Source organism: Comamonas sp. CAH-2, assembly GCF_009668305.1.
Taxonomy (GTDB): Bacteria; Pseudomonadota; Gammaproteobacteria; order Burkholderiales; family Burkholderiaceae_C; genus Comamonas; species Comamonas aquatica.
In genome coordinates this window covers 79,593-96,836 of the sequence record NZ_VSWF01000001.1, presented here as the reverse complement: position 1 = coordinate 96,836, position 17,244 = coordinate 79,593, and the positions used below count along the sequence as shown (strand labels likewise).

At 56.2% G+C, this 17,244-nt stretch carries 14 protein-coding genes and 1 pseudogene; 4 read left to right on the top strand and 11 right to left on the bottom strand.

The features are described from left to right. Positions 1 to 6: 6 nt before the first annotated feature. The 4 genes from FYM52_RS00450 to FYM52_RS00435 are packed head-to-tail and all read right to left on the bottom strand — an operon-like array spanning position 7 to position 3,468. Positions 7 to 1,026, bottom strand: a complete 1,020-nt coding sequence (locus tag FYM52_RS00450; RefSeq protein ID WP_154162650.1) for a TRAP transporter substrate-binding protein — start codon at positions 1,024 to 1,026, stop codon at positions 7 to 9. Between the two features lie 48 nt (positions 1,027 to 1,074). Then, positions 1,075 to 2,355, bottom strand: coding sequence for a TRAP transporter large permease (locus FYM52_RS00445; protein WP_154162649.1), 1,281 nt, complete (start codon positions 2,353 to 2,355; stop codon positions 1,075 to 1,077). Between the two features lie 12 nt (positions 2,356 to 2,367). Then, positions 2,368 to 2,874: a TRAP transporter small permease gene (locus tag FYM52_RS00440; protein WP_154162648.1), complete on the bottom strand. Its 507-nt coding sequence runs from the start codon at positions 2,872 to 2,874 to the stop codon at positions 2,368 to 2,370. Between the two features lie 30 nt (positions 2,875 to 2,904). Then, a complete protein-coding gene (locus FYM52_RS00435; protein WP_179954916.1) occupies positions 2,905 to 3,468 on the bottom strand; it encodes a gluconokinase in 564 nt (187 codons plus the stop codon). Positions 3,469 to 3,621: 153 nt separating this feature from the next. Here FYM52_RS00435 and FYM52_RS00430 point away from each other — a divergent pair, with 153 nt between their 5' ends. Continuing rightward, entirely contained in the window at positions 3,622 to 4,707 is a 1,086-nt protein-coding gene (locus FYM52_RS00430; RefSeq protein WP_154162647.1) for a LacI family DNA-binding transcriptional regulator, read from the top strand. Between the two features lie 117 nt (positions 4,708 to 4,824). On the opposite strand, the gene FYM52_RS00425 is transcribed toward FYM52_RS00430, so the two are convergent. The 6 genes from FYM52_RS00425 to dctP all read right to left on the bottom strand — a co-directional run bounded on the left by FYM52_RS00425 (position 4,825) and on the right by dctP (position 11,412). Then, positions 4,825 to 5,493: a glutathione S-transferase family protein gene (locus tag FYM52_RS00425; protein WP_154162646.1), complete on the bottom strand. Its 669-nt coding sequence runs from the start codon at positions 5,491 to 5,493 to the stop codon at positions 4,825 to 4,827. A 2-nt stretch (positions 5,494 to 5,495) separates the two neighbouring features. Next, the gene (locus FYM52_RS00420; RefSeq protein ID WP_154162645.1) at positions 5,496 to 7,130 is read right to left on the bottom strand and encodes an AMP-binding protein; all 1,635 of its coding nucleotides are present in this window, start codon (positions 7,128 to 7,130) and stop codon (positions 5,496 to 5,498) included. 28 nt (positions 7,131 to 7,158) lie between these two features. Then, the gene (locus tag FYM52_RS00415) at positions 7,159 to 8,436 is read right to left on the bottom strand and encodes a hydroxymethylglutaryl-CoA reductase, degradative (RefSeq protein WP_154162644.1); all 1,278 of its coding nucleotides are present in this window, start codon (positions 8,434 to 8,436) and stop codon (positions 7,159 to 7,161) included. Between the two features lie 19 nt (positions 8,437 to 8,455). After that, on the bottom strand, positions 8,456 to 9,760 hold the full coding sequence (locus FYM52_RS00410) for a TRAP transporter large permease subunit (RefSeq protein WP_238826057.1): 1,305 nt from the start codon (positions 9,758 to 9,760) through the stop codon (positions 8,456 to 8,458). An 8-nt stretch (positions 9,761 to 9,768) separates the two neighbouring features. Beyond that, positions 9,769 to 10,296, bottom strand: a complete 528-nt coding sequence (locus FYM52_RS00405; RefSeq protein ID WP_154162642.1) for a TRAP transporter small permease subunit — start codon at positions 10,294 to 10,296, stop codon at positions 9,769 to 9,771. A gap of 72 nt (positions 10,297 to 10,368) precedes the next feature. After that, positions 10,369 to 11,412, bottom strand: a complete 1,044-nt coding sequence (dctP, locus tag FYM52_RS00400) for a TRAP transporter substrate-binding protein DctP (RefSeq protein WP_154162641.1) — start codon at positions 11,410 to 11,412, stop codon at positions 10,369 to 10,371. Between the two features lie 214 nt (positions 11,413 to 11,626). Here dctP and FYM52_RS00395 point away from each other — a divergent pair, with 214 nt between their 5' ends. Beyond that, a complete protein-coding gene (locus FYM52_RS00395; RefSeq protein WP_154162640.1) occupies positions 11,627 to 13,033 on the top strand; it encodes a PLP-dependent aminotransferase family protein in 1,407 nt (468 codons plus the stop codon). A 338-nt stretch (positions 13,034 to 13,371) separates the two neighbouring features. Here FYM52_RS00395 and FYM52_RS00390 read toward each other — a convergent pair. Continuing rightward, positions 13,372 to 14,640, bottom strand: a pseudogene (locus tag FYM52_RS00390) (tyrosine-type recombinase/integrase). A gap of 701 nt (positions 14,641 to 15,341) precedes the next feature. Between FYM52_RS00390 and FYM52_RS00385 the strand changes: the two are divergent. After that, on the top strand, positions 15,342 to 16,448 hold the full coding sequence (locus tag FYM52_RS00385; RefSeq protein ID WP_154162639.1) for a DUF262 domain-containing protein: 1,107 nt from the start codon (positions 15,342 to 15,344) through the stop codon (positions 16,446 to 16,448). Continuing rightward, complete coding sequence (locus tag FYM52_RS00380) at positions 16,445 to 17,098, top strand: MAE_28990/MAE_18760 family HEPN-like nuclease (RefSeq protein WP_162524607.1); 654 nt, start codon at positions 16,445 to 16,447, stop codon at positions 17,096 to 17,098. The genes FYM52_RS00385 and FYM52_RS00380 overlap by 4 nt, the downstream gene beginning before the upstream one ends. The last annotated feature ends 146 nt before the right edge of the window (positions 17,099 to 17,244 follow it).

The following is a 17,244-nucleotide window of genomic DNA, read 5'->3' as shown; positions in this document are numbered from 1 at the left end:
TGCGCCTTACTTGGCGGCGCGTGCCTGCTTGACGGCAGCCTGCACCTCGTCCCAGGTGCCTTGGCCCACGGTCTTGGCGATACCGGTGTTCACCGCCGTGAGCTTGTCGCGCATGCGGCCGGCTTCCGCTGCAGGCAGTTCGTTGACCTGCATGCCCTTGGCCTTGATGTCCGCCAGGGCCTTGGCCGCCTCCTCGCGGGTGTCCTTGCGCTCGAACTCACGGCTCTTGATGGCCGCGTCCTGCAGCACCTTCTTTTCGGCGGCGCTCAGGGTGTCCCACCACTTCTTGCTGACGGTGACGATCCAGGGGCTGTAGACGTGGTTGGAGACCGTCAGGTACTTCTGCACTTCATAGAACTTGCTGGACAGCACGGTGTTGAACGGATTTTCCTGGCCATCGACGGCTTTGGTTTCCAGCGCCGTGAACAGCTCGGAGAACGGCAGCGGCACGGCATTGGCCCCCAGCGCCTTGAAACTGTCGAGGAATACGTTGTTCTGCATCACACGCAGCTTGACGTCGGCCAGGTCTTCCAGCTTGGCAATCGGGCGCTTGTTGTTGGTGAGATTGCGGAAACCATTCTCCCAGTACACCAGCCCCACCATGCCCTTGGGCTCCAGCGTGGCCTTGACCTTTTCGCCCACGGGGCCGTCGAGCACCACGTCAGCCTCCTTGGCGTTGCTGAACAGGAAAGGCGTGTCCCACACCGCCATCTCCGGCGACAGACCGACCAGCGTGGCCGTGGAGCCGACCATCATCTCCTGCGCCCCGCCGATCAGCGCCTGCTGCATCTGCGTGTCCGAGCCCAGCGAAGCATTGCCGATGGCCCGCACCTTCATCTTGCCACCCGTCGCTTTCTCCACCTCCTGTGCGAAAAAGCGCACCGCACGCCCCTGGTTGGAATCATCGACCAGGCCATAGCCGAAGCGCACGATGCGCGGCTTGAAGTCCTGGGCCAGGGCCTGGCCGGTAGCGGCCAGCGTGGTGACAGCGGCCATCAGGCTGGCCAGTGCAAAGGGAATACGCATGTTCATCTCCTTGGGTTATAGGTCGTTGGTGACACGGGAAAGACGTCGTCAATGCATCCAGCGCAACGGGGCCAGGATGATTTGGGGGAAAAGCACAAAAAGCACGGCCAGCAGCACGTAGACCATCAGGAACGGGTTGGTGCCTTTGATCACGGTCTCCATGCGCAGCCGGCCCACACCCGCAACCACGTTCTGCACCGTGCCCACGGGTGGGGTGATCAGGCCGATACAGCCCACGTAGATGAACATGAAGCCGAAGTAGATGGGATCGATCCCGGCCTTGACCGCCAGCGGCGCACAGACGGGACCGAAGATCAGGATGGTCGGGGTCAGGTCCATGGCGGTACCCACCACCAGCAGGAACAGCATCATGGTGGCCATGAACAGCATGGGATTGCCCAGCAGGCCCGCGAAACTGTCTGCCAGCATATTGGGCAGGTCCGCCAGCGTGATCATGTAAGCCGTCACCGTGGCCGCACCGCACAGGAACATCACCACGGCCGTGGTCTTGGCCGCGGCCAAGAAGACGGCATACAACCGGCTCCAGGTCATTTCGCGGTAGATCACCATGGACACGAACAGCGCATAGACCGCGGCGACCACGGCAGCCTCGGTGGGGGTGAACACCCCGCCCTTGAGACCACCCAGGATGATGACCGGCATCATCATGGCCCAGAAGCTCTGGGCCAAGGCCTTCAGGCGCAGGCCCCAGGCCATGCGCGGTCCCCGCGACAGGTCATATTTGCGGGCAATGGACCACCAAGCAAAGATCAGGAACAGGCCCATGATCAGGCCCGGCACCACGCCGGAGAGGAACAGCTTGCTGATCGAGGTGTTGGTGGTCACGCCATAGATCACGAAGGGCATGGACGGCGGAATGATGGGCGCGATGATGCCGCCCGATGCCAGCAGCCCGGCGCTGTAGCTGTCGGGGTACTTCTGGTCCCGCATCATGGGCAGCAGAATGGTGGCCAGCGCAGCGGTGTCGGCGATGGCCGAGCCGCTCATCGAGGCCAGCAACACGGCCGCGCCGATGGCCACGTAGCCCAGGCCTCCACGGATATGGCCCACATAGGCGCGCGCCAGGTCGATGATGCGGCGCGATAGACCGCCCGCATTCATCAACTCGCCCGCCAGGATGAAGAAAGGCACGGCCAGCAGCGGAAAGTTGTCGAAACCGGCCTGCAGGTTCTGCGCAAGCAACTGCGAATCGAAGAAATCCAGGTGCCACATCAGCGCCACGCCCGTGAGCACCAGCGCCTGTGCGATCGGCATGCCGATCACCATGCCGCCGATCAGCACCGCCAGAAAGATCAGGGTCACAACCATGGTGTGTACTCCTTACTCGAGCGACGTCTCGGCATGGTTGTCAGCCGGCGCGCCACGGCGCAGGTCGCGCAAGGTCACCACGATCAGGCCCACGGCCAGCACCAGGGTGGCTGCCGCGCCCAGCGCCAGCGGGTAGCCGAGCACCGTGCTGAAACTGTTCAGCCCGGCCTGGACCTGGTCCCAGGAGCCCGACAGCAGCAAGCCCATGCATGCCAGCACCAGCAGCTGCGACAGCCAGAACAGCACCTTGCGTGCAGCGGGTCCCACGCGCGAGGTCACCAGATCGAAACCCAGGTGGCTGCCTTCGAAGGCAGCGACGATGGCACCGATGGCCACCAGCCAGACAAAGAGCAGGCGCGAGATCTCCTCGTACGACACGATGCTGGTGTGAAACACATAGCGCAGCACCACATTGACGAAGACGGCAATGACCATGCCGGCCAGCGCCAGCACCATCAGCGCCTCGGCCAGCCGCTGAAGGCGCGGCTTGGGGCCGGCTGCGGGGGAATCGGTTTGCATGTGGGGTCTCCTGATGTTGTGTTTATGTTGTTAGGTGGTCAGTGCATGGGGCCGGCCCAGCCACGATTGGGTGCGTTGCACGATCTCGGTCAGCGGCAGCGTGGCATCCACGCAGAGCACGGCGCCCTCACCCTCGGGGCGCTCCAGGGTCGCAAACTGGTTGGCCACGAGTTCCGGCGAGAAAAAATGCCCGGAGCGGCCCTGCACACGCTGCAGCGCGGTGTCGTAGCCCAGGTCCAGGAAGACGAAGCCCACCGTACCGCTCGGGCCGGCATCGCGCAGGCGATCACGGTATTTGCGCTTGAGCGCCGAGCAGGTCAGCACCACACCGGCCCCGGGCGTTGCAATGGCCGAGTCCAGCAGGCGCGCCAGCGTGTCCAGCCAGCCACTGCGGTCTTCGTCGGTCAAGGGCGTGCCGGACTGCATCTTGCGAATGCTTTCCTCGGCGTGGTAGGCATCCCCTTCATGCAGCGTCCAGCCCAGGGCATGCGCCAGCGACTGGCCCACGCTGGACTTGCCGCAGCCGGAGACCCCCATAACGACCAGCGCCTGGGGATTGCGTTCGGGTTTGGTTGTTCGGATAGCGCTATCCATAATCTTGCAAAAAAAACAGGCCAGGGCCTGCCTTGGATTTCGGTGTTTCTCTCGGCCATCTGCGGGTTTACACGCAGCAACCATGGCCTCGGGATGAATTGGTTAGCGCTATCATAACCTTCACCCGCACAGCCTCCGACCTAGGACAATCCCTTGGCCCGACACCCTCCTCCCGCTTCACAGCCTGCCCCACCACCCTCTTCTGCCGAGCCTGCGCGCCACCGCGCACGCTCTTCCCGCGCCAGCGGCCGCGTCACACTCAGCGATGTCGCAGAAGCCGTCGGCGTCAGTCCCATGACGGTCTCGCGCGCACTGCGCGGCGAACGCCGCGTGGACCCCGCTCTGGTCGAAAAAATACGCGCCACCGCCGCGCAGATGGGCTATGTGCCGGACCCGGCAGCCCGCGCACTGGCTTCGCAAAAAAGTGCACAGGTGCTGGTGCTGGTGCCCATGCTGTCCAACACCTTGTTCGTGGACCTGATCGAGGCCGTGCACAAAGAGCTGTTCGCGGCGGGCTACCACGCCCTGATCGGCGTGACCCACTACGACCGTGCCGAGGAAGAGCAGTTGTTGCGCACCTACCTGCCCATGCGCCCTGCGGGCCTGCTGCTCACCGGCTTTGACCGCAGCCCCGCCGCACGTGCACTGGTGGCCGCCAGCAAGGTGCCGTGCGTGCACCTGATGGAGCTGGGCGACGGCAGCGGCACGCCCAGCGTCGGGTTCTCACAGGCCGATGCAGGGGCCTCCATCACCCGGCACCTGGTCGAACGCGGCCACAGGCGCATCGCCTTTTGCGCCGGCCAGCTCGATGCCCGTGTGATGCAGCGGGCCACCGGCTACCGCCGTGCATTGCAGGAAGCCGGCCTGTACGACCCTTCTCTGGAAATACTCTGGCCCCGCCCCACGTCGATGGCGCTGGGCGCCGAACTGCTGGACGCCGCGCTGCGGCTGGAGCCCGCCCCTGATGCCCTGTTCTTCTGCAACGATGACATTGCCCAGGGCGCCTTGCTGGAAGCCCTGCGCCGGGGGCTGCAGGTACCGCAGCGCGTCGCCATCACCGGCTTCAATGACCTACCAGGCAGCGACCAGATGGTGCCGCCGCTGACCACCATACGCACGCCGCGCAGCCATATCGGCACCGAAGGCGCACGCATGCTGTTGAAGCTCATACGGGGCGAGGCCGTTGAACGACCCAATTTAGATTTAGGGTACGAGTTGGTTGTACGTAAAAGTAGCTAAGGGCCTCAGTTTCAAGGGTAGAAAAATGGCGTGAATCTGAATGGCTTTGGTAACAACTGGTTTGATCAAATACAAACTTCAGTCTTCGCGGCTTGGACAACTTGCCATGAACTGAGTTCATGGGCGAATTTGAGGGGAAGGTTTTGGCGATATTCCTTGCCTCAATGCAGCTTGTTCTTCAATTTTTAAGGCATTGATGAACGTCGGGCACTGTTGCATTCGCTGCCAGTACGCAGCGGCCCCCGGGGGAAACTTTGGCTCCACCCCTAAGTGGGTAGCAAGTTGCAAAGCATATGTAACGGCAACATCGGCAACAGTAAATCGCTCTCCGCATAGAAATTGCCCATACGTAAAACCATGGTCGACCGCTTTCAATCGCGCTAGAAACCAACGCTGGTAGTCTTCCGCAACTTGCGGTTGCAAGCGTTCCGCCGTCTCAAAAAAACGATAGCGCAAAACAAGTGTCTGTGGGAAGGTCAACGTTGCATCACTCATGTGAAGCCAGTTTAGATAGCGCCCGAATTCAGGGTCATCGGGAAGAACGTCAAGCTGACCGTTGCCATAGCGCCGAGCCAAATACTCACAGATGGCTGCGGATTCCGTCAAACGCACATCGCCGTCCAGTAATAAAGGCACCGTGCCCAGCGGGTTGATGGTCAGATAGTCTCGCGCTAAGCCCCGTGGTGGAAACGGCAGCATGTGAACTTGATAAGGCAGGCTCAGCTCCTCCAGCATCCACAAACAGCGGAAGGAGCGCGCGCTAACACAGTGATAGAGATGCAGCATGCTCAGGTACGCTTCTTCAACGAGCGCAGGTCTTGCATCCCCTGCAGAGTGCGGGGGTCAACACCCTGTTCGAAGATGCGATGCTTCTGGATTTTCTGGGTGCCCGTGGTGGGAATCCCCGCTGTGAACCATATCCACCCTGGCGACTTGTAGTACGCAAGATTACTGTGGCAAAAGTCGAAAATCTCCCGGGCCAGCGATACACGATCCTGGGAAACCGCATCTTCTGCCAGCACCACACAGGCCAGTACTTCCTCTTCACGCACTTCGTCCGGCACAGCCATCACCGCAGCACCACGCACATGTGGGTGCGTCAGCAACAAGGCTTCGACCTCGGCGGCGGCAATGTTCTCGCCCGATCTGCGAATGATGTTTTTCCGGCGATCCATGAAGTGAAACATGCCGTCCATGTGCCGCACGACCACATCGCCGGTGTGGAACCACCCGTCACGCCAGGCATCTTCAGTGGCATGCTCGTTGTCCAAATAGCCGCTGAAGAAGTGCCTGCGAGGATGCTCTGCGCTATAGCGAATCACCAGCTCGCCAGACGTGCCGTCCGGAACAAAGTTTCCGTATTCGTCCATGACCGCGGCATCAAATCCCGGACGTGCTTTGCCAAATGCACGCGTTCCCACTTGACGAGGTTCATGGCAGTCGCAAAGCGGACGTACCATCTCCGTCATGCCCCAGATTTCTAGCAGTGGAAATCCATACCTTTCCTCAAACACTGCATGCAATTGAGGCTCAACACCAGCGCCCAGACCGAAGCGGACACTGTGGCAACGCTCTAGCCTGCTGTCTGGCTGGTTCAGCAGCATAGGTACGACCACACCTAGATAGTGAATGATGGTGGCCTTGGTGTCGCACACCTCCTGCCAGAAACGGCTGGGCTGGAACCTATCTGTCTGTATCTGCGCTCCACCAGTGAGCAGCATGCAGTACAGCGAGAGGATTGAGGCATTGACGTGAAAAAGCGGCAGCGGGTTGTAGAGCCGGTCCCGCCCCTCCTCGATCCCGGCCAGTCCACCCAGCGTGGCATACCACTTCCCAGCTGCCAGTTCATACGCGTTCGAAAGCACACAGCCCTTGGGCTGCCCCGTGGTCCCTGAGGTGTAGAGAATGCTAGCCGCAGTCTCAGCACTGATGGCACCTGGATTGACCGCCCTGGATGCGGGGGCCAGGGGCTGTAGAGACCACTCCTCCAGGGTGATGCTAGGTACCTGGTGCTGTACTTCGTCCAGTGCGCACCGGATTTGCACGGAGCGCGATGCGAGGACAACGATCAGATCGACACGGGAGTGCTCGATCAAGTAGACCAGTTCGCGCGTGCGATAGTCCGGGTTGATGGGCACACAACAAGCACCAATCGCATTGATGGCAAGCTTGTGTAGCACGTGCTCGAGCCGGTTTTCGAGCAGCAGCGCAATCCGGTGGCCTAGCCCATATCCTGCGGCGCGATAGGTATGAGCCAGTGTGTGGACCGCATCCAACGCCTGTGCGTAGGTAATCTCCCGCCCTGCCGGTTCGTAACTGCGGTTGGGGTTGGGTGGCACGACCAGAAAGTCATGGTCAGCGTAACGTTGTGCTGCCGCACGAAACGCCGCAATGATGGTGGTGTTGTCGTCAATGTCGATCATGAGAAGGTTCTTTCCAATCCATGCGACGTCACGCCGAGCGCAGCTTCTGCAACTCAGCTTCCGCAACATCAAGGCGCACGGCAGCCTGCGCCACTAGAGTCCGGGCTACCCGATCGATCTCGTCACCCACAGCACCGGCCATCATGGCGATGTTCTGGGCGTGCAAGGCCATGTGCCCCTTCTGGATGCCTGTCGTAGCCAGAGCCTTCATGGCGGAAAAATTCTGGGCCAGCCCTACGGCCGCAATCGTACGAGCCAGATCCGAGGCCGTCTGCACCTGGAGTATTTTCAAAGCGATCTTGGCTGTCGGATGCAGCTTGGTCGCGCCACCGACTAACCCTACCGCCATAGGCAGCTCGATTGAGCCGCACAAGTCTCCGTCCGCATTGACCTCCCAGTGGGTGAGGCTGCCATAGTGACCTTTGCGAGCCGCATAGGCGTGGGCACCGGCCTCCACGGCGCGGGTGTCGTTGCCTGTCGCGAGGACCACAGCGCTAATGCCATTCATGATCCCCTTGTTGTGCGTGGCCGCGCGATAGGGGTCACAGTTCGCAAAGTGATAGGCGCTCACCATGGCATCGCGCACTTCAGGGCCACCGATATCCTGGGTACGCCATATGCAGCGCGCGCGCGCCAGCCGCCGGTCCGCAAGGTTAGACAAAATGCGTAAATTGGTTTTGCCTTCGGTCCAAGAGGCAATCATCGGTGCCAGCTTCTCAGCCATAGAGTTGACGGCATTAGCACCCATGGCGTCACGCGTATCCACAATCAGATGTGCGATCACCATGGACCCGGTCGGCGTGTCCAGCAGACGCACCTCGAGGTCCTGAAAGCCGCCGCCCATCTTGAGAAGCACAGGGTCTGTGGAATTGCACAGCGCTGCCACTTCGTCTCGGCGCTCCAGAATCTGCTGGCGCGCGAACGCGGGATTAGAAACGCCAGTGAGCTGGATCTGGGCAATCATCGAAGACCCGGACATCGACGTAATAAAACCACCGTGGTCATAGCACTGACGGGCCGCATTGCAGACTGCGGCAACCACCGAAGATTCCTCCGTGGCCATGGGAATCAGCCTGTCCACGCCGTCGATGCGCATGTTGGTGGCGATCCCGATCGGGATGTTCATCGTGCCGACCGCGTTCTCGATCAGCCTGTCTGCCATCTCGGCCGGCAGGTTGCCCGTATTGCGCAGGTGCACCTGTTCATCGTCGGTCAGTTGGATGTAGCTCGCCAGCGTCTCCACTCGGTCTTGAAAGCCCTGTTTATGAAAACCGGAAATGCGGCTGCTGAATGCAGATGTGGTCATGTGTATCTCCAGACGCGGCTCAATGGCCGGACATCATTCGAGGCAAGAAAGTGACGAGGTCGGGCAACAGTGCGCACAGCAACAGCCCCACGAACTGCAGCAGAAAGAACGGCAGAATGCCCTTGTAGACAGCCCCCATGGTGATGTGAGGGGGCAGCGTGCCCTTAATGTAGAAAAGCGTGTAGCCGAACGGTGGGCTGATGTAGCCCATCTGGATCGTGATCGCATACAGCACGCCAAACCAGATTTCGTCGAACCCCAGCATGCTCACGATGGGCAGAAAGACTGGCACAGTCAGCAAAATGATGCCTAGCTCATCCAAGACAGTACCTAGAAAAACCAGCAACAGCATCATCATTGCCAACACCACCCAGCGATTGACCTCCAGGTTCTGGATAAAGTGCAGCAGTGTGTCCGCACCGCCAAGTCCCGTGAAGATGGCAACATAAGCTTTGGCACCCAGCGTGATCCACAGGATCATGGAAGTGGCCTTGAGCGCATCAACACCGGCACTGCGCAACAGCTCAAAATTCAGGCGCCTGCGCAAAACGGCTGGCACGATGGCCCCCGCCACGCCCACTGCAGCGGATTCCGTCGGGGTCGCGATCCCGAAAAAGATGGAGCCCAGGATCATCACGATCAATAAGCTGGGAAAGGCCAGCGACTTGAGGGCCACGAGCTTCTCCCGAAACGAGGCCCGCGGCTGCGATGTGTCCAGCGGCACCCATTCCGGTTTCAGCCAGCTCACGACGACGATGTAGGAGATGTACAGCAACGCGAGGACGATGCCGGGCACGATGCCAGCAATCAGCATCTGACCAATCGATACCTGTGCCGTCACTGCATACACGATAGTCAGCACCGATGGCGGAATCAGAATGCCCAAAGTCCCTGAAGCGCAGATCGTGCCTAGCGCAAGCTCTGGTTTATAGCCCCGACGTAGCATTTCGGGCAGCGCCAAGATCCCCATGGCCGTCACGGCTGCACCGACTACGCCGGTCATCGCCGCCATGATCACGCAAATGATCACGGTACCGATGGCTAGCCCGCCCCGCACGCGCCCGAACCAGATCTCCATGGCCCGGTATAGCTCCTCAATCACTCCTGAGCGCTGAAGAATACAGGCCATAAGGATGAACAGAGGGATTGCCAAGAGTGCCTCAGATTTCATCGTGTCATAGATCTGCAGCACGAGCACGATGACTGCGCCGGGGTTCCACAACGTCACTGTGAAAATCAGCGACAGTCCGCCCAGCACAAAGGCAATCGGTAGCCCGGTGAGCATGAACAAGGTCAGGCCACCGAACATCAGAATCAAGATCATGTTGGAGCTCATTGCTGCCCCCCTTCCTCGGAGCATGCAACAGTGGGCTCATAGACCACACGCAGAAATTCGATAATGGCCTGCATCATCATCAGGGCCAGGGCAAGCGGTACGAAAGCCTTGATGGGCCATACCGGGGGGTTCCAGGCGGAGAAGCTCGTTTCCTTGTACTCCCAGGAGCTCCATGCGCTGGGCACGCTGAAGTAGAGCAAGATGGCGCAGAAGATCACAATTACCGGGTAATTCACCAGGTCCATGCGCCGTTGCCAAATGGGGCTCAAACGCTGGCGCACCACATCCAGGGCAACGTGCCCCTTGAGGTGCAGCAGGTACGGGCCTCCCAGCAGAAAATAGGGCCCAAAAAGCAGGACAGCCAGCTCCATACCCCAAGTGGTCGGTGCATTGAATAAGTAGCGCGCTATCACTTCGTAAAGCATCACTGGTACGACGACAGCCATGATCCAGACTGCGGCCTTGAACAGGGCGCGGTTGATGGCGGTTATGGCGGCCGTAGAGACAGAAAGCCAATGTGGCATGGCAGATCTCCAGGCAAATAAGGTGCTGCCGTGCCGTCAGGCAACGGCACGGTGAGCGCAAGGCAAGGTGACTTACAGCAGACCCAGGTCCTTCATGAACGTGCTCTGGCTATCCAGGATCTTGGTAGCGAGCGCATCGCCCTTGGTTGCTGCCTTCCAGGCCTCCAATGCCTTAGGACGTGCGGCTTTGATTTCGTCAGCAGGCATGTAGATGATTTCGCAACCCTTGGCCTTGTATTTGCCGAGCGCCACCGCATCGTTCACCAGCAGGTGCTGGCGAAACGCGCCGGACACCTCGCGCGCAGCCACGGCCAATGCCGACTTGAACTCTGCAGGCAACTTGTCATACGCACCCTTGTTGGCCACGTAGCTGGTAGCAGTCGTTGGCTGGTGGAAGCCCGGCAAGATGACGTATTTAGCGACTTCAGCCAAGCCAGATTCAAAATTGGAAAGCAGGTCACCGCGGTCTGCAAAATCAACGACGCCCTTATCCAGTGCGGAGTACACCTCACCGGTAGGCATCGTGGTCACTGCAACACCCATGGCCCCCATCACCGAGGAGGCCAGCCCAACAAAACGTCCTTTTTTGCCCTGCAGATCGCTCATTTTTCGAATGGCAACTTTGGAATGCAGCGGCTCTTGGCCATAGACGGTTGGAGCAACATAGAACATGCCGGCAGCAGCATAAGCCTGGCGTGCCAGCTCCAGTCCACCACGCTCATAAAACCAAGCTTCGTACTGGTCACTTTCGGGGAAGCCGAAGGGAATGGTGCTGGTGAATGCAAGCGAAGGAATTTTTCCAGCTTCGTAACCATCAAAAGTCTTCATCATCTCGAAAGCACCGCCACGCACAGCGTCAAATGCCTGCGCTGGAGGTGCAATCTGTCCGGCAGAAAAGAGATTGATCTTGAAGCGACCGCCAGTTAGTTCAGCCACGCGGGCGACGAATTTCTCTTCAAACTTCTGAGCGGTAGTCCCACCATCCCACAGAGTTTGCATACGCCACGTCGTGGTGCTTTGGGCACGAGCAATAGCGGGAGCTATGGCTGCAGCAGCAATGCTGCTTGCTACACCAGCCTTAAGTGCACTGCGACGCGAAAAATTGCCTGCATTCATTGTCTTGTCTCCTAGTTATTTCACATCCCCTGCTATAGCTGCAGCGGTTGAAGTGTGCGCAGGCTCTAAGTCCTTTGTGCACGAGAAAATTCTAGGAAGATTGCCAAGCAACTATAGGTACGGTTGAAGGCATACATAGAAAACTGTACCTATAGCAATTTAGGTACGGTTCGTGTTCAATTCCACATGCCATTGATTTGCATGGGAATTTTTCATGAACACCAGAGAACACAGCTACAAAGTTGAAGCATTAGTGTCTTCCCTCATTGGGGCAATTGAGCGTCATGAATTACCAGCAGGTGAAAAAATTCTCTCTATCCGCTCAGCGGCTGAACACTGGTCCGTAAGCCGCAATACCGTGGTGGATGCGTATGGCAGATTAGAAGCTCACGGCTATATCCAGGCCAAGCTTGGCTCCGGGTATTACGTGCGGGAAACTCAAAAGCAGCACGCACAAGTGGCACAGTCCAATTTCACGGCGGCTGTGGATGTCCTGTCGTTACTACGCGAACAGGTCAATTCTCGGAATGCTCTGCGTGTCGGGGATGGGCGCCCTCCAGCCCACTGGATGGAGACAGGAGATGTATGGGCACAAGTTAGAAAAACCGATCTGCGTGATTTGCTAGATGCAGAGCGTGGCTATGGAGACCCCGCAGGTTTTGAGCCATTACGCAGAATGCTGGCAAGAGCCCTAGAGGAAAGAGGTATTGAAGCTCCCCCCCAGCAGATACTTATGACATACGGCGCCAACCATGCGTTGGATCTGATTGTTCGACACCTTCTCGCTGCAGGCGATAAAGCATTGGTGGACGCGCCAGGATACTACCCACTGTTTGCCAAGCTAAAGCTTTCGGGCATTGAAATGCTGGATGTTCCACGCTTGCCCGATGGCCCTGATCTTGAAGTCTTGGAGCGACTCCTGATGGAGCACAAGCCGAAGGTTTATTTCATTCAATCACTGGCGCACAACCCTACGGGAAGCTCGATCAGCTTGGTCAAAGCACATAAGTTGCTGCAGCTGGCTGCCAAGCACAATATCTGGGTCGTAGAAGATGATGCGTTTGCAGAACTGCTAGATCCCCACATCCCAAGGCTCGCCTCTCTGGACCAGTTAGAACGCGTGTTTTATATAAGCACTTTTTCAAAAACACTTTCAGCAGGCCTACGCGTGGGCTATATCGCCGGACCGCGTCCACAAGTAGCGGAACTCTGTGATTTGAAAATGCTGACCATTATTGCGTCTTCTGATTTTTCAGAAAGAATACTCTTTGAGCTGCTCAGTACTGGCCACTACAAAAAGCACATCACCAAGCTGCAACAACGCACCCAAGAAGCATCCAAACAGTCTGCACGCATAATGCAGCAGCTAGGCCTAAAAGTCCATCCACATATCGAGCACAGTTTTTACCACTGGGTGGAGTTGCCCTCTTCGTGCTCAGAATTCGAGCTTGCACGTTCGGCAGCACAGCACGGCATCTTTCTAGCTCCAGGTTCGGTTTTCTATCCGAACCGTATCTCTCCAAACCCTGCAATGCGTTTGAACATCGCATATGCAGGAGATGCTAAATTAAAAACATTCTTGGGAAGTTACTTTGGACTAACTTCCCATAAATGGACGTAAAGGCTGAAATCAAGATCTGGAGCAGTTTTCACAGCTCTTAGCAAAAAGAGGTCTATAAGCGCCTATATGCTGTTAGCACTGATTTTTCCAATCGTTTTAGCCACGCTAAGCGAGATTTTTAGTCGCAAGTAAACCGCATGCTTACCGAGCACCACACTCATAATCGTCATGCTTAAACATACTGGATCACACACGGCTAGATGAAGGCTAGTTAGTTGAAGTGCAGGTTTTCAGCCAACACAAGTTTTGCGACTTGCATCAATAGTTTACCTAAGCCGCTGCAAGTGGTTATACGACTCAATCCTCTGAGAGCTTGAGCCTCCTGAAACTCGTGTGGTTCAAGCTCTTCTTAGAAGGCTCGTTAAAGAGCGCTTGTGCTGCTCTTGTTGTGCGAGCTCAACGCCGCGCAGCTTGTCAAGGTAATCTGCCCATTGCTGAATCTGCTCGAAACGCTTAGCCAAATATTTGGTTCGGTTGTAGCTGCGCCCATTTGCATCCTTAACGGCATGCGCCAGATTGGCCTCAATCGCCAGTGGATCAAGGTCAAGCTGATCAACCAACATAGTTCTGGCACTAGCACGAAAGCCATGCCAGCTTTGCTCATCGCCAAACCCTAGGCTGTACAAGGCTGTACGCACAGAATTATCAGACATAGGGCGGTCATGGTCACGCTGGCCAGAGAACACATACCGTCCACAGCCACTTAGCGGCAGTAATTCACGAAGCATCGCTACCGCCTGCTTGGGCAGTGGCACCACATGCGGTTCCCCATTCTCTTTTTCCTGCACGCTACGCTTCATCTTGGCGCTAGGAATTTTCCAAAGCGCTGCATCCAGATCCAATTCAGCCCACTCCATCATCCGAAGATTGCCTGGACGTTGATAAAGCAAAGGAGCTAACAAAAGAGCTGTGCGTACAAAGGGCCCACCTTTATAGGCGTACATGGCTCGCAGAAGCTCCCCAAAGCGCTGGGGCTCCACAATCGCAGGAAAGTTCGTGCCTCGATATGGAGTCAATCGAGCTTTCAGGCCTTCGGTGATGTCACGTTGAGTATTGCTGGCTGTTGGTAGCCAGTAGCGCCAGACCTGCCGTGCCAACATCAGTGCTCGGTCAGCGGTCTCCACAGCACCGCGCGCTTCCACTTTCTGCAGCACAGCCAGTAACTCCATGGGCTGGATCTGCGCCATTTCGCGATCACCAATCCACGGAAACAAGTCGCGCTCCAGTTGACGATGCATTCGCTAAGCATGACCAGGGCTCCAGCGTGGCACCTGCTTTTCGTACCATTCCAGCGCCACCGCTTTGAATGTGTCAGCGACCCCAGTTGGGTTGACCAACTTTTCCAGCTTGCGTGCCTTAGCGGGGTCGATGCCTTCTGACTTCTGCAACCGAGCAGCATCCCTAGCTTTCCGAGCAGCCGTCAATGTAACCTGCGGATAGCTGCCTAGAGCCAGACGCCCTTCTTTACCGTCCTTTCGATACTTCCAGAACCAGCGTCGAGAGCCTGCAGGGCTGACCTCAAGGTACAGGCCACCTGCGTCCGAAAAACGCTCTCGCTTGGCTCCGGGGGAACAGGTTGCGTTTCGGCACTGAGCATCAGTCAACATGGGGGAACAAATGCTCTTTAAAAAGGCTTCCCACAGAGGGGGAAGGGGGAACAATTAGGAGAAATTTACCATCACCCCCGTCTGTTCCCCCGTCTGTTCCCCCGTCTGTTCCCCCTAAACAGATTGACAGCAGTGAGATCACCTAAGACCAAAAAAGACTATAAGTCATTGATTTTGAAAAAGAAAAAGGGGTTCAATGAACTTCATTGAACCCCTTTGGCTGGCGGGAATTGAAATAATCTCTAAATACTTTGCTATCGCTACATTTTAAAGATTCGATTTAAAAAAGTACCAACATAAATACCAACAATTTTTTGCGCTGCCTCATATCGAAGGATTAGCGAGAGACTTCAATTCCGCAAATTTCCCTTGAACTCTCGTCCGCAAGTTGCACTCACTCTCGCTTCAGGTGATCCGCACGTAAAGGCCTAGCAGAGACGACCCTAGCAGCTCATTGTGACTAGCTGCAATCCGCCGAGAGCACCCTTCACATCTATCAGCGCAGGTGACAGCTCCAGGCTGGGTGCAGCCGCTCGACCCAAAATATCTAATCACTGCTTACGCATAGAGCAGTCATTCAGTTGAAGCTACTGCGGAATGAAAGCCATCTAGGTAAAGCTGATCCGTTTAGTCTTGCTCGGGCCTTAGCCTAGTGCCACTGAGATAGACTTCGGACTCAATTCTCAACATGGGACATGTAGATGCCATTGCTCGAAGAGATCGCCGCGGCGCGAAAAGAAATCGTCACTGAAGGCTACGAAATGTCAATCGGCGAGTTGGTGAACTTATATCGGGACAACGAACTTCAGATTAGCCCTGAGTATCAGAGACTCTTCAGATGGGACGTAACGCGTAAGGCTCGGTTAATCGAGTCTATTTTGCTTGGACTACCGCTGCCTCCTATTTTTGTGTATCAGCGTGCCGATGGGGTTTGGGAGCTTATTGATGGTCTTCAGCGTGTATCTACATTGCTTGAGTTCATAGGAATTCTCAAGGATGCATATGGGAACTTCATACAGCCATCCCGTCTAGAGGGGACGACCTTTCTGCCGAGTTTGAACAACGTAGGATGGGAGCCATCGACGCAGGATGGCGTGGAAGGGATTGGGTCTACTCTCCAAATCCAGATAAAGCGGGCTCGCTTACGAGTTGAGATTTTGAAAGAGGAAAGTGATCCGTTGATCAAGTACGAACTGTTTCAACGCCTGAATACAGGAGGTGTAAATCTTTCGCAGCAAGAGGTACGAAATTCAGTTGGATATATGGTCGACCCAGCGTTTCAGTCATGGCTTATCACGAGGGCAGAAACAGAATTCTTCGAAAATACGATCGATCAGACGCCGAACGCAAAAGAACGTCAGGCTCATGTCGAGTTGGCGCTCCGATTCTTCGCATTTAGGAATGTTGAATATAAAAATGGACTCGATGTACACGAATACCTAGATGCGGCATTAATTCAAATGACGCGAGACGCGCCAATGAATCGAAAAATCGAAGAAGCAGTTTTCAATCGGACATTTGCGCTGCTTGATTCTGCGCTTGGAAGCAAGACCTTCAAACGCTGGGATGGCCAGGCGTTCACTGGTGCATTCTTAATGAGCGTTTTTGAAGTTGTTGCGCTCGGCGTCTCTCGTAATATTGACGCCATAGAGAGGATGGATCTGGAAGCACGCTCTTTATATATTCAAGATAAATGCAAGGATCTTTGGGCGGACCCTACCTTTGTCCAGTACTCTGGAGCGGGTGTACGTGGCACTACAAGGCTCGCGAAACTTCTCCCTATGGCTCAGGGCTACTTTCAACCGTGAGCAAAATTAGAACCCTCTCAGATCTCCAAGATGCGCTGGATAAATCGCTCGCCTGGAGACTTAAAGAGATCGCCTACGTTAAATCGAATGCGATGTCAGCAAGCTCGTATGCACAAGCAGCCCTTTTACGTGCTGGTGTGCCGCTTATTTACGCGCACTGGGAGGGCTTTGTTAAGGGCGCGTCTGAGGTTTACCTCGAATATGTAGCCAACCAACATCTGCGCTATGAAGAACTTGCTAGCTGCTTTGTGGTATTCGCGGCAAAAAAGCATTTAACAAGCCTAGTGCAGTCAAAACGAGCAGCAATCAATATTGAAGCAGTCGATTTTTTTAGAAATAACAGTGGAAAAGCAGCGAATATTTCACTATCTAACGCGGTTGATACGGAATCCAACTTAAGTTCTGTTGTATTCCAAAATATAGCTATATCTCTAGGAATTCAAACTGAACGATATGCTGTATATTCTAATTTTCTGGATAAATCTTTGCTTGAACGGCGCAACAAGATAGCACATGGTGAATATCTAGACATTGATGCCGAAGCGTTTGGAAAATTGGCTGATGAAGTTCTGAATTTACTGCGGATGTATAAAACTGATATAGAAAATTTAGCGTCAACAACTGCATATCGAATTCGTGTTGAGGCGTAGCTTTGCAGGCTTAGAGTCGCAAGTTCCCACTGCAGATTAAACGAAGCACTCACCAGGGATGGACCTCCTCCTGTGGCACGCACGCTAACGGCTTGATGGTGTTTGACGATCCATGGAACCCGTTAGTTACACTGCGCCTAGGAGGA

Excerpts from the sequence above, each read along its gene's own strand:
- FYM52_RS00450 (WP_154162650.1), bottom strand. The coding sequence starts at position 1,026 with ATGCGTATTCCCTTTGCACTGGCCAGCCTGATGGCCGCTGTCACCACG.
- FYM52_RS00445 (WP_154162649.1), bottom strand. The coding sequence starts at position 2,355 with ATGGTTGTGACCCTGATCTTTCTGGCGGTGCTGATCGGCGGCATGGTG.
- FYM52_RS00440 (WP_154162648.1), bottom strand. The coding sequence starts at position 2,874 with ATGCAAACCGATTCCCCCGCAGCCGGCCCCAAGCCGCGCCTTCAGCGG.
- FYM52_RS00435 (WP_179954916.1), bottom strand. The coding sequence starts at position 3,468 with ATGGATAGCGCTATCCGAACAACCAAACCCGAACGCAATCCCCAGGCG.
- FYM52_RS00425 (WP_154162646.1), bottom strand. The coding sequence starts at position 5,493 with ATGCTGCATCTCTATCACTGTGTTAGCGCGCGCTCCTTCCGCTGTTTG.
- FYM52_RS00420 (WP_154162645.1), bottom strand. The coding sequence starts at position 7,130 with ATGATCGACATTGACGACAACACCACCATCATTGCGGCGTTTCGTGCG.
- FYM52_RS00415 (WP_154162644.1), bottom strand. The coding sequence starts at position 8,436 with ATGACCACATCTGCATTCAGCAGCCGCATTTCCGGTTTTCATAAACAG.
- FYM52_RS00410 (WP_238826057.1), bottom strand. The coding sequence starts at position 9,760 with ATGATCTTGATTCTGATGTTCGGTGGCCTGACCTTGTTCATGCTCACC.
- FYM52_RS00405 (WP_154162642.1), bottom strand. The coding sequence starts at position 10,296 with ATGCCACATTGGCTTTCTGTCTCTACGGCCGCCATAACCGCCATCAAC.
- dctP (WP_154162641.1), bottom strand. The coding sequence starts at position 11,412 with ATGAATGCAGGCAATTTTTCGCGTCGCAGTGCACTTAAGGCTGGTGTA.
- FYM52_RS00395 (WP_154162640.1), top strand. The coding sequence starts at position 11,627 with ATGAACACCAGAGAACACAGCTACAAAGTTGAAGCATTAGTGTCTTCC.
- FYM52_RS00385 (WP_154162639.1), top strand. The coding sequence starts at position 15,342 with ATGCCATTGCTCGAAGAGATCGCCGCGGCGCGAAAAGAAATCGTCACT.